The sequence below is a fragment of the Eoetvoesiella caeni genome (assembly GCF_003315175.1).
Lineage (GTDB): Bacteria > Pseudomonadota > Gammaproteobacteria > Burkholderiales > Burkholderiaceae_B > Eoetvoesia > Eoetvoesia caeni.
This window is the reverse complement of the sequence record NZ_QNRQ01000001.1, coordinates 753,109-766,790: the sequence shown is the minus strand read 5'-3', so window position 1 is coordinate 766,790 and position 13,682 is coordinate 753,109. Positions and strand designations below refer to the sequence as shown.

At 64.9% G+C, this 13,682-nt stretch carries 14 protein-coding genes and 2 pseudogenes; 7 read left to right on the top strand and 9 right to left on the bottom strand.

Features of this window, described 5'->3' with window-relative positions; genetic code table 11:
* Position 1: 1 nt before the first annotated feature.
* The gene (thcB4, locus tag DFR37_RS03565; protein ID WP_015912904.1) at positions 2 to 1,144 is read right to left on the bottom strand and encodes a Thoeris type III anti-phage system protein ThcB4; all 1,143 of its coding nucleotides are present in this window, start codon (positions 1,142 to 1,144) and stop codon (positions 2 to 4) included.
* A gap of 348 nt (positions 1,145 to 1,492) precedes the next feature.
* Between thcB4 and DFR37_RS03560 the strand changes: the two are divergent.
* Both DFR37_RS03560 and DFR37_RS03555 read left to right on the top strand, forming a co-directional pair.
* Positions 1,493 to 1,812 (top strand): annotated as a pseudogene (locus DFR37_RS03560) (tyrosine-type recombinase/integrase); the annotation flags it as partial.
* 90 nt (positions 1,813 to 1,902) lie between these two features.
* A pseudogene (locus DFR37_RS03555) lies at positions 1,903 to 2,148 on the top strand (DUF1016 N-terminal domain-containing protein); the annotation flags it as partial.
* Between the two features lie 12 nt (positions 2,149 to 2,160).
* Here the strand turns inward: DFR37_RS03555 and arsN2 are convergent.
* The 5 genes from arsN2 to DFR37_RS03530 are packed head-to-tail and all read right to left on the bottom strand — an operon-like array spanning position 2,161 to position 5,405.
* Positions 2,161 to 2,991, bottom strand: a complete 831-nt coding sequence (gene arsN2, locus DFR37_RS03550) for an arsenic resistance N-acetyltransferase ArsN2 (RefSeq protein ID WP_113931819.1) — start codon at positions 2,989 to 2,991, stop codon at positions 2,161 to 2,163.
* Positions 2,988 to 4,082: an ACR3 family arsenite efflux transporter gene (arsB, locus tag DFR37_RS03545; RefSeq protein WP_043567054.1), complete on the bottom strand. Its 1,095-nt coding sequence runs from the start codon at positions 4,080 to 4,082 to the stop codon at positions 2,988 to 2,990. Before arsB ends, arsN2 begins: the two co-directional genes overlap by 4 nt.
* A gap of 10 nt (positions 4,083 to 4,092) precedes the next feature.
* Complete coding sequence (locus DFR37_RS03540) at positions 4,093 to 4,590, bottom strand: arsenate reductase ArsC (protein WP_043567008.1); 498 nt, start codon at positions 4,588 to 4,590, stop codon at positions 4,093 to 4,095.
* Between the two features lie 12 nt (positions 4,591 to 4,602).
* The gene (locus DFR37_RS03535) at positions 4,603 to 5,064 is read right to left on the bottom strand and encodes an ArsI/CadI family heavy metal resistance metalloenzyme (RefSeq protein WP_043567004.1); all 462 of its coding nucleotides are present in this window, start codon (positions 5,062 to 5,064) and stop codon (positions 4,603 to 4,605) included.
* Between the two features lie 11 nt (positions 5,065 to 5,075).
* Positions 5,076 to 5,405: an ArsR/SmtB family transcription factor gene (locus DFR37_RS03530; protein ID WP_043567001.1), complete on the bottom strand. Its 330-nt coding sequence runs from the start codon at positions 5,403 to 5,405 to the stop codon at positions 5,076 to 5,078.
* 431 nt (positions 5,406 to 5,836) lie between these two features.
* Between DFR37_RS03530 and radC the strand changes: the two genes are divergently transcribed.
* Together radC and DFR37_RS03520 are read left to right on the top strand one after the other, a co-directional pair.
* Positions 5,837 to 6,346: a RadC family protein gene (radC, locus tag DFR37_RS03525; RefSeq protein ID WP_113931818.1), complete on the top strand. Its 510-nt coding sequence runs from the start codon at positions 5,837 to 5,839 to the stop codon at positions 6,344 to 6,346.
* Between the two features lie 280 nt (positions 6,347 to 6,626).
* Positions 6,627 to 6,977 (top strand): DUF2958 domain-containing protein, encoded by a 351-nt coding sequence (locus DFR37_RS03520; protein WP_113931817.1) that lies wholly within the window; start codon positions 6,627 to 6,629, stop codon positions 6,975 to 6,977.
* 120 nt (positions 6,978 to 7,097) lie between these two features.
* On the opposite strand, the gene DFR37_RS03515 is transcribed toward DFR37_RS03520, so the two are convergent.
* Positions 7,098 to 7,766, bottom strand: coding sequence for a C40 family peptidase (locus DFR37_RS03515; RefSeq protein WP_113931816.1), 669 nt, complete (start codon positions 7,764 to 7,766; stop codon positions 7,098 to 7,100).
* Between the two features lie 542 nt (positions 7,767 to 8,308).
* Between DFR37_RS03515 and DFR37_RS03510 the strand changes: the two genes are divergently transcribed.
* Both DFR37_RS03510 and DFR37_RS03505 read left to right on the top strand, forming a co-directional pair.
* Positions 8,309 to 9,133 carry a DUF932 domain-containing protein gene (locus DFR37_RS03510; protein WP_113931815.1) on the top strand — a complete coding sequence of 275 codons (825 nt, stop codon included), beginning with the start codon at positions 8,309 to 8,311 and terminating at the stop codon, positions 9,131 to 9,133.
* Between the two features lie 78 nt (positions 9,134 to 9,211).
* The gene (locus DFR37_RS03505) at positions 9,212 to 11,272 is read left to right on the top strand and encodes a ParB/RepB/Spo0J family partition protein (protein ID WP_043566991.1); all 2,061 of its coding nucleotides are present in this window, start codon (positions 9,212 to 9,214) and stop codon (positions 11,270 to 11,272) included.
* A gap of 207 nt (positions 11,273 to 11,479) precedes the next feature.
* Here the strand turns inward: DFR37_RS03505 and DFR37_RS03500 are convergent, their stop codons facing one another.
* Positions 11,480 to 11,998 (bottom strand): GNAT family N-acetyltransferase, encoded by a 519-nt coding sequence (locus DFR37_RS03500; RefSeq protein ID WP_043567052.1) that lies wholly within the window; start codon positions 11,996 to 11,998, stop codon positions 11,480 to 11,482.
* Positions 11,999 to 12,814: 816 nt separating this feature from the next.
* Between DFR37_RS03500 and DFR37_RS03495 the strand changes: the two genes are divergently transcribed.
* Positions 12,815 to 13,129, top strand: a complete 315-nt coding sequence (locus DFR37_RS03495; protein ID WP_021249531.1) for a DUF736 domain-containing protein — start codon at positions 12,815 to 12,817, stop codon at positions 13,127 to 13,129.
* A gap of 63 nt (positions 13,130 to 13,192) precedes the next feature.
* Here the strand turns inward: DFR37_RS03495 and DFR37_RS03490 are convergent, their stop codons facing one another.
* Positions 13,193 to 13,498 carry a helix-turn-helix domain-containing protein gene (locus DFR37_RS03490; protein WP_023127565.1) on the bottom strand — a complete coding sequence of 102 codons (306 nt, stop codon included), beginning with the start codon at positions 13,496 to 13,498 and terminating at the stop codon, positions 13,193 to 13,195.
* Positions 13,499 to 13,682 lie beyond the last annotated feature (184 nt).

Genomic DNA, 13,682 nt, shown 5'->3' with positions numbered 1-13,682 from the left:
GCTACGCCTCCCAGTCCGCGAATTGCCAACCCGCCTCGCTGGCTTTAACCCACCTAGCGGAGTGAATGTGCTGTCCTAACCAGTCCAGATGGCCCAGCCACCTGGGATGCAGACCTACGTGATCGTAGACCACGGCAACGGATTGTTCCGGTGAGTTCGTAGACGCATCGTGCAGCGTAGTTGACGTGGGAACACCGACCGTTGGATAAACAACTACATTCCGCCCATCGGGCAGTTGGACATATACAGCTCTATTGGCGCCCACTCCGACGACTTGGCCGCCGATTGTTTGAATGGCATTGCGCAGATTGCTTACGAGGTTGACAGAGCGAACCGCGTGACTCTGGCTGCGAACTTCCTCCAGTTGAAGACAAATGCGATCCACCGCACCGTCTGCGATGCGTCCGGTCGTCGGATCGACTTCTTCAGGTAACAGTTCCGCCCGACTGGCCGTTGCCGTGCGCGCAGAAGGCGTTGTGTCAGGCCAACCGACCCGCAAGACGCTGATGCCTTTGGCCAAAGCGCGTCCGAACTCAGCACTCGTCCAACGGCTTTCAAAATATCCTGGCGTGTCGAGCATCAGCAGGACATCCGAGTCACAAAGCCGGTGCCATAGCATTGTCTGGAAATCTTCTGCAGGTGGAATACCATGTGTATCGAGAAATACATCAAATAGCCGAGCAGACAGCGCATCGAATAGCTGCAAGGCTGCTTCCCTAGCCTCGCCCCGACGATAGCTTACGAACACCCGGCGCTGTCGAGGAAGGAGCCCAGCACACTCCAGCAAAGCAGACGCGACACGTTGCGGCCCACCTGCGGCGTATGCTAAGCAGTTGAGCGGCTGCAGCAATGCGGGGATTTCTGCACTGACTCGATTGACGTCAGAGGCGACCGGGAGCAATGGGATGCCTCGCGCCAGCAGTCTTGCCACATTGGCAAGAGGAGGCTCATGACCTCCGAAAAATGCCGCAGCAGACGATCGCTGTTGGTCTGGATTGAATTCATCGGGACAAACCTCCCATCCAATCTCATGCCCCAACCGCAAATTGAACATGCCGACAGCCTTTCCGATGACTTCTTCAAGTTCGGAAATTTGAACTGCAGTTGGTGTTCCAAGCAGGGCAAGTTGATATAGGGCTGGCATGCCGTTCCTTGCAATGGCAGTGTTCTAACCAAGCGAGACCCAATACGGGAATCTGTTGTTTCTAAAGATACCCGATTTTGGGGCGTCCCCGAATGGGCCGCGCTGTCGTACTTCGCATCGAGCCACCGTTGGCGTCTCGCCCCTACGGGCGTCCATCGCTGACGCCTCCGGCCTGGACAGGCCTGCGCGCTCCGCTTGCCAGAGTTCATGCGTCGCATGGAGACGGTCTTGCTGTCCCTACACCGTACCACGGCGTTCTCGCCGTCAAGGGCCTCGCGCCTTCGGCGCTTGCGGCCGTGGCCGTCTTCGACCCTGTGACAGCTTGCGCTGCGCCGTGCTGGGCCCGGTTGCCCCGCGATCCTCGATCACAAGAAGCCGTTAAGCCTCCACTCCTACTATCAGGCGTGGCGGCGCATCCTTGACCGTGCCGGTGTGCCGAAGGTCGGCACCCACGGCATCCGCCACCGCTCGGCGACGGACATTGCCAATTCGGGCGTGCCGCTCAAGGTCGGCATGGCGCTGACAGCGCACAAGACCGTGGCTATGTTCATGCGCTACGTCCACACCGAGGACAATCCTGTGCGCCAGGCGGCCGAGCTGGTGGCGACCCCCGGCGCCAGACCATCACGAAGGCGCGGCAGCGCCAGCCCCAGGAGGCCACGACATGAGCGCCCGGATGCCCAAAGCAGTAAAAGGTGCCGCCCCTGCCTGCCGGCTACGCCGGCATCCACGACGGCATGACGGCCAGCTATTGAGAGATTGGCCGCCGCATCGTGGAGGCCGAGCAACAGGGCAAGCGTCGCGCGGGATATGGCGAACAGTTGATTGCCCGGCTGTCCGCCGACCTGACCGTGCGCTTCGGTCGCGGGTTCAGCCCGGACAATCTGGAGAACATGCGGCGGTTCTTCGCCGCATACCCCCGGCCTGTGATTTCCGAGGCACTGTCTCGGAAATCGGGGAACGGGCTGCCCGCCGAGAAATCCGAGACAGTGTCCTCGGAAATTCGCCCTTCTGCACTACAGATGGATCGACCGCCTAAGCAACGCCGCGCTGGCAGGACACAAGTTCGCAGCCTGCCGCGTCGCCGGTACTGAAGCCGGTGCGCTTGTACGCTCCATCGGCTTGAAGCCCGCGCGCTCGAAGAACGGCGCGGCCGTCGTGGTCAGCAACCAGGCTTCGCGCCCCCCTTCGTCGAAGGCGCGGCGCAGCAGCAGCGCGAGCATGCCGCCGCCGATGCCGCGATGGCGCGCTTGCGGCAGTACCACCAAGGAGCGCACCAGCACGTTCTGGCCCATGCGCTCGAAGCCACCAAAGCCCACGCGCTCCCCTGACACCGTGACATAGGCGAAGAATCGGCGTCCCGGCTCGGTCAAGTCATCCGTGGGAAGCCCGGCCCCCTGCAGCGCCAGGGCAAGGTCGGGATCGCCGCCGGCGATTGGCGCGTCTATGAGGAGCAGCGTGCCGTCCTCTTTGCGGATCTCGCCTGCCTGCCGCTGCGGCAACAGCTCGACCACAATGTCCGAAGGACGGCACAGCCGCACACCCAGCGCAGACACCACGATGGGCCGATTGATGAGGATCGGGTGCGCCAGCATCTGGTCGATCAACTGGTCGTCGCTCCAATGCATGGCGTCCAGGCCCAATTCCTTGTAGGGCGTGCCCTTGACGCGCAGCACATCCCGCACGCGCATGCCCATCCGCGCGATCAGTGCCTTCAGGATTTCCCGGTCAGGCGGCGCTTTCAGGTACTCGATGATCGTGGGCTCGATGCCGCTTGCACGGATCAGTGCCAGCGTGTTGCGCGACGTGCCGCAATCCGGGTTGTGATAGATCGTGACGATACTCATGCCGGATGTCTCGCTGCGTTGCGCGGGGCCTGTTCGTACCAGCCACGAGATCGGTTGACCAGGCGCACGACCAGCAGCATCACCGGCACCTCGATCAGCACGCCGACCACGGTGGCCAGCGCAGCGCCGGAGTGGAAGCCGAACAGGCTGATGGCCGCTGCCACGGCCAACTCGAAGAAGTTGCTCGCGCCGATCAGCGCCGAGGGGCCGGCAATGCTGTGCTTCTCGCCCACCTTGCGGTTGAGCCAGTAGGCCAGGCCGGAATTGAAGAACACCTGGATAAGGATCGGCACCGCCAGCATGGCGATCACCAGCGGCTGCTGCAGGATGGCTTGGCCCTGGAAGGCGAACAGCAGCACCAGCGTCAGCAGCAGCGCCGCGATCGACAGTGGACCGATGCGCGCCAGCGCGCGGTCGAACGCCGCCTGGCCCTGACGCAGCAGCGCTCGGCGCCACACCTGCGCGATGATGACCGGGATGACGATGTAGAGCACCACCGAGGTCAGCAGCGTGTCCCAGGGCACGATGATGGCCGACAACCCGAGCAGCAGCCCGACGAGGGGCGCAAAGGCGAAGACCATGATGGTGTCGTTCAGCGCCACCTGCGACAGAGTGAACATCGGATCGCCGCCGGTCAGCCGGCTCCAGACGAACACCATCGCCGTGCAAGGTGCGGCGGCCAGCAGGATCAGGCCGGCGACGTAGCTGTCGAGCTGGTCGGCCGGAAGCCAGTCGGCGAAGACCTGGCGGATGAACAGCCAGGCCAGCAGCGCCATCGAGAACGGCTTGACGGCCCAGTTGACGAACAGCGTCACGCCGATGCCGCGCCAGTGCTGGCGCACCTGGCCGAGTGCGCCGAAGTCCACCTTGAGCAACATCGGGATCACCATGATCCAGATCAGCAGGCCGACCGGCAGATTGACCTGGGCCACTTCCATGCGGCCGACGGCCTGGAACGCGCCGGGCGCGAGCTGGCCCAGGGCGATGCCCGCGACGATGCACAGCAGCACCCACACGGTCAGGTAGCGCTCGAAGACGCTCATGGCGGGCGCCGCCGGCGCGCGGCCGGCGGTATCGGCTCCTGCGGTCATCGTGCTGGCCTCACTGGCGGCCAATGTCGCGCAGCTCGCGCTGCAAGGACATGGCATCGAGACTTTTCAGGGGCAGCGACAGGAACAGCTCGATGCGCCGGCGCAGCGTGATCGCGGCGTCCGTGAACGCTTTGCGCTGCTGTTCCTCCGTGCCTTCGACGGCCGCTGGGTCGGGCACGCCCCAATGGGCCGATACCGGCTCGCCCGGCCACAGCGGGCACGCCTCACCGGCGGCGTTGTCGCAGACGGTGAAGATGAAATCGAACACCGGCGCATCCGGCGCCACGAACTCGTCCCAGCTCTTGCTGCGGTAGCCGGTCGCCGGCAGATGCAGGCGCTCCAGCGTGGCGAGCGCCAGCGGATGGACTTCGCCCTTGGGATGGCTGCCCGCCGACCAGGCGTGAAACCGGCCCTTGCCCAGCTCGTTGAGGATGCCTTCGGCGAGGATCGAACGCGCCGAATTGCCCGTGCAGATGAACAGCGCGTTGTAGGTGGCTTCAGTCGTCATGCGTGCCTCGCGTCAGCAGCAAGATGCAGCGGGCTTCGCGGCGCGGCCATCGCTTGGCGCGCAGCACGCCGCAGCGGCGCCGCTTGCGGGCTGGGATGCTTCGTTGAAGACGGGGATGTTGCCCAGCGTGTGGAAATGCTCCCAGGCCACACCTTGCGGGTCGGTGATCCAGTGCTTCTCGCTGCGCGCGTAGCAGCAGGTCGTGGTGCCTTCGTCGAGCAGTGCCATGTCGGCGGCCTGCGCGCGGGCCTTCAGGCCAGCCAGTTCCTCGGCATCGTCGGTCTGGATGCCCAGGTGGTCGATGCCCGGCTTGCCGCCGCGCGTGGAGATGGCGAAGTTGACCGGCGGGTCTTCGAGCATCCACTTCGCGTAGTCGCTCTCGGTGCGCGCGGGCTGCGCGGCGAACAGTTGGGAATAGAAGCCGATGCTGCGGTTCAGGTCATCGACGTTCAGGTGGACGTGGAAGCGTTTCATGGGAAGTCCTTTCAGCAGGTGGTGCAGATGGCGGAAGACGGGCTGACCTCGCACACGCCGCCCTGGCAGCAGTGCTCGGTCAGGTAGCCGATCAGGCCGTTCATGCGGCTGTACTCGGCGCGGTAGATCAGGTTGCGGCCCTGCTGCTCGATCGTGACGAGGCCGGCGTGCGCCAGCTCCTTCAGATGGAAGGACAGGGTGTTGCGGGCCACGTCGAGCTGGTCGGCCAGGATGCTGGGCGTCAAACCCTCGGGGCCGGCGACGACCAGGGCGCGGAACACGCGCAGACGCTGGGCATGGGCCAAGGCACTCAGGGCGGAAACAGCTTGGGTCTCGTTCATTATTCGATAATACAACATTTATTGAATCATTGTGCAAGTCATCAGTAGGCAGAACTGCATGGCGTCCCGGCGTCCCGGCGTCCCGGCGTCCCGGCGTCCCGGCGTACCGGCGTACCGGCGTACCGCCGTCGGGCTCGCGGGCTGCGCCCCGCGCTTCGTGCCGAATCGCGGCCATCCGGCTTGATCCCTGACGCCTCCGGCCCTTGAGGGCCTGCGCGCTCCGCTTGCCCCAAAAGCCGACTGTGTGCAGTGGGCGGGGTGTGGGCGGTCTTGCTGTTCCCTTCACCGTATCACGGCGTTCTCGCCGTCAAGGGCGGCGCGCGCTTGTGCGCGCTTGCGTCCTGGCGGCCGTCTGCGACCCCTGACTGCTTGCGCTGCGCCGTGCTGGCCACGGTTCCGGGCAATTCCGCCCGAGCAACCGGAGCACGATCATGTCGCAACTGTCCTTTTCCTCGTTCGATGCCTCGCTGATGGTGCGTGACGCACAGGGCCGCTACCTGCTGGCGACGGCAGACCAGATTTTGGAGGCCGCGCGCCACGCCATCGAGCAGAAGATGCAGCGTGGTGCCTCGTTCAGTTCGCCGGCGGCAGTCAAGGAGTACCTGCGCGCCAAGCTGGCTGGCTTCGAGCACGAAGTGTTCGCGGTGCTGTTCCTCGATACGCAGCATCGCCTGATCGAGTACGCGGAGATGTTCCGCGGCACCATCGACAGCGCATCGGTGTATCCGCGCGAGCTGGTCAAGGAGGCGCTCCGGCTCAACGCGGCGGCGGTCATCGTTTCGCACAACCACCCGAGCGGCAATCCAGAGCCGAGTGGCGCTGACAAGGCACTGACCCAGCGGCTCAAGGAGGCGCTGGCGCTGGTGGATGTCCGCACGCTGGATCACATCATCGTGGCGGGCGACAGCACTACGTCCTTCGCCGAACGCGGCCTGATCTGACCAAGGGGGCTTCGGCCCCCTTTTTGCTGTGCCCGGTGGGCAACTCCGGCCCTCGCGGGCCTGCGCGTGCTACGTACTTTGCCGAAAGCCGGTGTGCTTGGGGGGTGCGAGGGAGGCGGTCTTGCTGTTCCTTCATCGTGCCACGGCGTTCTCGCCGTCAAGGGCAGCGCGCCGTTGGCGCTTGCGTCCTGGCGGCCGTCGTTGACCCCTGACTGCTTGCGCTGCGCCGTGCCCCGGAAGGGTCGGGCAATTCCGCCCGGCAACCTTTCAGGAGTTCACCATGAACAACGCACTCATCACCGACGAGCAGCACATCATGCTGCTGGCCAACGGCCGCGAATCCTTGGAGAACCCGGACTTCGATCCGGCGCCCGTGGTCAAGCTGTTCACGCCAGATGCCGGCGCGACCTGGCTGCTGACCGAGATTGATCCCGATGACCACGACCACGCCTTCGGTCTTTGCGACCTGGGCCTGGGAATGCCGGAAATCGGCTGGGTCAGTTTGGGCGAGCTGGCGACGGTGCGCGGCGGGCTGGGCCTGCTGATCGAGCGCGATTTGTCCTTCCGCGCCGAGAAGCGGTTGAGCGCCTACGCGCGCGATGCGCGGCTGGCGGGAAGGGTCATCGTGTGACCTCGCAAGCGCGTCGCCCTTCGGGGTGACGCGCTTTCTTTTCTTTTTGCGGCGCCTGCATCAGCAGCAAATATCAGACTTCACTTCAACGCCGTCAGCCGACAACGCAGCGGTTCGTGGCTATGCGCCGCCGCCAAATATCTCATCAAATGTTGAGTGATTGAAAAACTCATCCGTAGCCGGCACCGAGTAATTCGGCACACTCGAAACATACCCGCAGAAAGTTCCGAACGTGGGATCTCGTCCCAACGCACCCGGCGATGTGACATTCGACTTGTAAATCACGGCCGCGCTCGGGTCTATGAATCCAGTGACGACAAAGCAATTCGCTACAAGCTCGGAACAAAAATAGCGGCCTTTCTCGATAGGTGCGGGTGTGTACGTTCCATTGAAGAACGCATGGAGCTGTTCAGTGAGTGAAAGCTGGTGAACGTCGCTTCTCTTCTTGAAAGTCACCACGTCGCGCAGGTTGTATTTCGCCCCGGACGCCACGATGGAATCTACAAAAGCGTTCATGGCTTGAACGCGCTCTGGCGGTCGCCACGCATCGGGTTGGCGGAACACTGCGACATGATCGTAGCGTTTGATTAGGTCTTCAATCTGAACCTTGCCTACGCCGCCTGAGACCGTTGCTTCTGCCGCGACACAAGGTCCGATACAAATTGCGGCGTGCGTGTATTCGCTGTCCGTAACGCGAGTGATGCCCTTCCCAACCGGGTCGATTTTTGCATCTTTATAGCAAAGCAGAACGTCGCCTGCGCGAATCTCGTTGGCGTGCATCATCTTCATTTTCTTCTCGTCATTGAGTTCAAGTCACACATATCAAGCGTAGAGAATAAACGAGCAATTTGTGCGTCTCCGCTTCGCGGACCGCGCTGCTCCAGGTTCGCTGTTCGCTCATCCCTTACGGGACTGGCATTCGCCAGCCTTCCACATCCCTGACGCCTCCGGCCCGGCTTCCAGCTTCGGGCCTGCGCGCTTCGCTTGCCGTGCGGTCTGCATATCGAGGCGGCCGTTGCCATGTCCAGCCGTCTTCCCTGACTCCATCACCTTGTCCGCGACTGTAGCCCGCGGCCGGGTGCCGTCAAGGCGCGCAGGGCCGTGTCCTCGGCTGCGCCTGCGGGCCGCACCAACCCTGCGCTTGCCTCCTTGACGGCCCCCGTCCGCGCGCTCCTGACCGTCGCGGGCGATGAACTCAGGAAAGACGGTGGCAACAGGGCCAACCGGGTTCCTCGTGCCGACCGCACCGAACAGCCGAAAGGCTGGGCTCCGAATCTAGGAATCCGGTGTGCGGTGTGAACAGCAAACCCTTCTTTGTCAGGAGAAAGACCATGCAACTCGCATCCCGTTTCGCTTCCCGTTCGCCGGTGCTGCGTTCCGACTATCCCTTGTCGGATGACCAAATCCGCGCCGTGGCCCCGTCCATCTTCGCGGACGCCCCGCACGAAAGCCGCTCCGAGCGGTACAGCTACATCCCCACCGCGACCGTGCTGCAAGAACTGCGCGGGGAAGGCTTCGAGCCTTTCATGGTGACGCAGACCCGCGTGCGCCACGACGACCGCCGCGACTACACCAAGCACATGATCCGGCTGCGCCACGCCAGCCAGATCAACGGCCGCGAGGCCAACGAAATCATTCTCCTGAACTCCCATGACGGTACCAGCAGCTATCAGATGCTGGCCGGGATGTTCCGCTTCGTGTGCAGCAATGGCCTTGTCTGCGGCGACACCGTGGCCGACGTACGCGTGCCCCACAAGGGCGACGTAGCCGGGCACGTCATCGAAGGCGCTTACGAAGTCCTGCATGGCTTCGACCGTGCGCAGGAATCCCGCGATGCCATGCGCGCCATCACGCTGGACGCCGGGGAATCGGAAGTGTTCGCCCGCGCTGCGCTGGCGTTGAAGTACGACGAGGACAGGCCCGCGCCCATCACGGAATCGCAAATCCTGATGCCGCGCCGCCATGACGACGACCGCCGCGACCTGTGGAGCGTGTTCAACCGCACGCAGGAGAACTTGACCAAAGGCGGCCTGTCCGCCCGCGCCGCGAATGGTCGCCGCCAGACCACCCGGCCCGTGCAGGGCATCGACCAAAGCGTGCGCCTGAATCGCGCCCTGTGGCTGCTGGCCGATGGCCTGCGCCAGTTGAAAGCCTGAATCCCCACGCGGCAGGGGCAGGCAGCAGCCTTTGCCGCTTCTCTCGCTGCTGCATCCCAACCGCTAGGAGAAATCACCATGAACGCCGTACTCAAAACCGAAACCGTCGCCATCGAAGCCGCCGCACCGCTGGAAGTGGCCGACCCGACCAAGAACCTGATTTTGGTTCCGCTGTCGCAACTGTTGCCGCGCCGCTCCAAGCGCAACGTCCGCACGACCCCGCGCCAGTCCATCCCCGAACTGGCCGCGAGCATTGCCCGCATCGGCCTGCTGCAAAACCTGATCGTCATCCTTGCCGCCGATGGCGAGGCTTACGAGGTGGTGGCAGGCGACCGCCGCCTGACCGCCTTGAGGCTGCTGGCGAAGAAGAAGCGCATCCCCGCCGACTACGAGGTGCCGTGCCTGCTGGTGGCCAATGCGTCCGCCCGCACCGTCAGCCTCGCGGAGAACGTGCAGCGCGAGGCCATGCACCCCGCCGACCAGTTCGCGGCTTTCGCCGCGCTGGTCAAGGAAGGACGCCCCATCGAGGACATTGCCGCCGACTTCGGCGTGTCCCCGCTGGTGGTGCAGCGGCGCTTGAAGCTGGCGAACGTCTCGCCGCGCCTCATGGCCGATTACCGGGCCGGAGGCGTCACGCTGGAACAGTTGATGGCCTTGACCATCACCGACGACCACGCCGCGCAGGAAGCCGCGTTCTATGGTGCGCCGGAATGGCAGCGCAGCCCGTCCAAGCTGCGCGAGCGCCTGACCGAGCGCGAAATCGACGCCGCGCACGCGCTGGTGCGCTTCGTCGGGCTGGACGCCTACCGGCAGGCAGGCGGCGGCATCCGCCGCGACCTGTTCGCGGAAGGCGATGCCGGAACCTACCTCACCGATACCGCAGTGCTGGAAACGCTGGTGCGCGGCAAGCTGGATGCGCTGGCCGAGGACGTGCGCGCCGAGGGCTGGGCATGGGTGGAGGCCGTGCCGCATCTGGCCTACGAGGAACGGCAGGCTTTCCAGAACGCCCCGCGCCATCGCCGCGAGCCGACCACCCGCGAGGCCCGCCGCATTGCCTCGCTGCAAACCCGCCTCGACAAGATCGACGCCGAACTGGAAGAAGCCTGCCAAGGTGAAAGCAGCGAGGACGAGGCCAAGGCCGAGAAACTGGAACAGCGGCGCGATCAGGTGATCGGGGAACTGCAAGACGCGGAGGACGCCTTGCAAGGCTATGCGCCCGAGGTGCGCGAGGTGGCCGGTGCCATCGTCACCATCGACCGCAACGGCGAGGCCGTCATTCATCGCGGCCTGCTGCGCGAAGCCGAGGCGAAGGCGCTGCGCACGCTGGAAAAGCTGCGGCGCGGTTTCGGCAGTACCGAAGGCGAAGCCGCCAACGACGAGCACGAGGACGCCGACGACGCGCCCAAGGCCGCGAGCCTGTCCGACCGGCTGGCGCAGCGGTTGAGCGCCCACCGCACGGCGGCGCTGCAAATCGAAGTCGCCCGGCATCCGCAGGTCGCGCTGGCCGCGCTGGTGCATGGCATGGTGCAGAAGGTCTTGCAGCCCGACGCCTACGGCGATGGACTGCCACTCGGCGTGCGCCTCACGGCGCAAGACAGGCTGGAAGGCATGGCCCCGGACTGGCCGGAATCGCCTGCCGCCGTGGCGCTGCGCGAACTGCAACAGGTAGCCGGTGAAGCCTTGCCGGAGGACAGCGCCGAACTGTTCGCCGCGCTGCTGGCGAAGTCGCAAGACGAACTGGTGCGGCTGCTGGCCGTGTGCGTGGCTTCCACGGTGGACGTGGTGACGCCCCGTGCCACGCCGCACCAGCCCGGCAAGGAACTGGCGCAGGCCGTGGGCCTCGACATGGCCGCATGGTGGAAGCCGACCGCAGAAGGCTACTTCAAGCACGTTTCCAAGGCCGTGATTCTGGATGCCGTGGGCGCGTTTGCACCGGAATCCGTCACCCGGCTGGCGAAGCTCAAGAAGGCCGACATTGCCAGCGAGGCCGAGCGGCTGGCCGATGGCACCGGCTGGATGCCCGCCATATTCAAGGCCGAAGGCCCGCAGGAGGCCGCGCAGGAAGAAGGCCCGGAGCAGGACGCCCCGGAGGATACCGAGGCAATGGCGGATGAACCCGCCGAGGCACTGGCCGCTTGACCCGCGCCGAAGGCAAGCGCCCCGGCCTCGACCGGGGCGCTTCGCTTTGTGTGGTGGCGCATCGAGACGAAGGAATAACCGCGATCAGCACCGCGCCCAGGCCGTTCCGCCCTAGGCGCGGTGGACGCGAAATCCGGGTGCGACAGTGGCCGCGCCCGGTGTTCAAGGCCAATAGCCGAATTAAAACGCCGCCGCCTTCGCGCTGGCTCAGGCGGCGGCGTTGAAGGCATCGCTGTAGTGCGCGATGCCTTCCGGCACTGTCCCATGCAGGGCCAGCGCCATGAAATAGCCGGGCGGCACGCCCGGCAGTTGCAAGCCCGCATGGGCCTGGAAGCCAAAGCGCGTGTAGTACGTTGGATCTCCCAGCAGCACGCAGCCTGCGGCCTGCATAGCCCGCAGTTCAGACAGCGCCTGTTCCATCAGGCGCGAACCGATGCCTTGCCCCTGCCTTGGCGGCAGGACGGAGATCGGCCCCAACCCATACCAGCCCTCGGTCTTTCGCCTGTGCTCATGGGTGATCGTTACTGGCGACAGCGCGACGTGACCGACGACGCGCCCATGTTCTTCGGCCACGATGGAAAGCGTCAGTTCGTTGGCGGCACGCAAGGCGCGCACGATGAATTGCTCGGTGTGGCTGGTGTGTGGTGCATCAGCGAACGCGGCGATGGTCACGGCCTCGATGGCGGCAATGTCGTCCGGGGTTTCGTGTCGGAGCTGGAGGGTCATGGGCTTGTCTTCGATTGCTTCCTGAAAATATAGAACAGCCTGGGCGTGTCGGCGCACTGCGCCGCCGGGCTTTCGGGCTGCGCCCCGTGCCGCCTTTGCCGTCACGGCCATTCGGCTTCAATCCCTCACGCCTTCGCGCCTGCGGCGCTGCGCGCTTCGCTTGCCTCCAGGGGAAAGTCCCGCGGGCTATCCCCGCCGCGCGATGCTTGGCGCCCCTCGATGACGCCGAACCGGCTGCGCCGGATCGGCCCGGCCAGCGCCCCGCCGCGATGGGCGAGGCGCTGGCGAACACGCTGGCGCTCGCTGCGGCAGGTTGTGCAGGTGCGAGCCGTCCTCAACGCTGGCGGTTCCTGCCCATCACGTCACGAAGGACGGTTCACGGACAACCCGCCCGGCATCGCTATGGAGCTTCCACGCCACGCCTCAAGAGCGGCGCCGCAAGGTGCGGCGGGGGCGTTCTCGCCTGTCGTCGGGTGGTTGACCTGGCCCGCGTCAGTGGGCGAGCCGGAGAAGCCTTCGTGCGGGGATGCCGAGCCGGCCCCATCTCCTTTCGGAGCGGTCCGGCCCAAGGCGTCCTTGTCTCGTTGTGAATCCTGGCGGTGGCGCGGCTGCGCCTCGGGCTTCATGGCTGCAACCGTCCGGCGAAAACAATTTCCCCTGCGCTGCGCGCATTCCTCGCGGGCCAAGTTCTTTTCGCCTCCCGGCTCTCCACTGCGTTGCGACCGCAAGCGGTGCAGCCAGCCCGTCCCCCGCCGGCCGGATCACAACAAGGACGCGATGGGCGCGAACCTTGTTCAACCGAAAGGAGAAAACATCATGGCCAACATCGGCACCTTCACCACCGACAAAGACGGCTTCACCGGCACGCTTCGCACCCTGACGCTCAACGTCAAGGTCAAGCTGGTTCCCAACGACAAGGGCAGCAGCGAGAACGCCCCCGATTTCCGCCTCCAGGCCGCCAGCCACGACATCGGCGCGGCGTGGAAGAAGACCAGCGAGGCTGGGCGCGAGTACCTGTCCGTGACCCTCGATGACCCTTCGTTCCCGGCAGCGGTCTATGCCCGCCTGATCGAAGGTGAGGACGGCACGCACGACCTGATCTGGTCGCGCAGCAAGCCCCAGGCGGCGTGACCGCCGCAGCGCCCCGCCCATCGCGGCGGGGCGATGTGCTGCTAATAGCAGCACATCACCGCATCACGCGCGCGGCTCCGCCGCGTCGCGTTCGCTCAACACCGCCTCCAGCTCTTGGCGCACCTGCGCCAGCAGCTCGTCGGCCTTGCGCGGGCTGTCGCCCGCGTAGGCCAGCGTCAGCAGCGTGAGCGGATGGATCTCCATCACCTCGCACAGCTCGGCCAGCTTGTTCAAGGTGGGGCTTTTCAGGTCGCGTTCGAGGGTACTCATATAGGTGCGGCTGGACACGTCAGAGAAGGCTTCCTGGCTCAAGCCACGCGCCTTTCTGACTGTCTTCAACGCCTTCGCCAATGAGTTCCCAGCCGCCACCTATGGTTTCCTCTCAAAAACCAAGATGACATCCCATTGCGCCCTATAGGGCTACAATCTATAGTGTTCATTTGGTGTTCTCCGTTTTTGTGCCTCTACGGAAATCCGTATCGGCGGATTCCGGCAAAGCCATAGAACCGCATCCGTGCTTGCGCACGAAGGCGCAAATCCGGTTTCGTGGTTC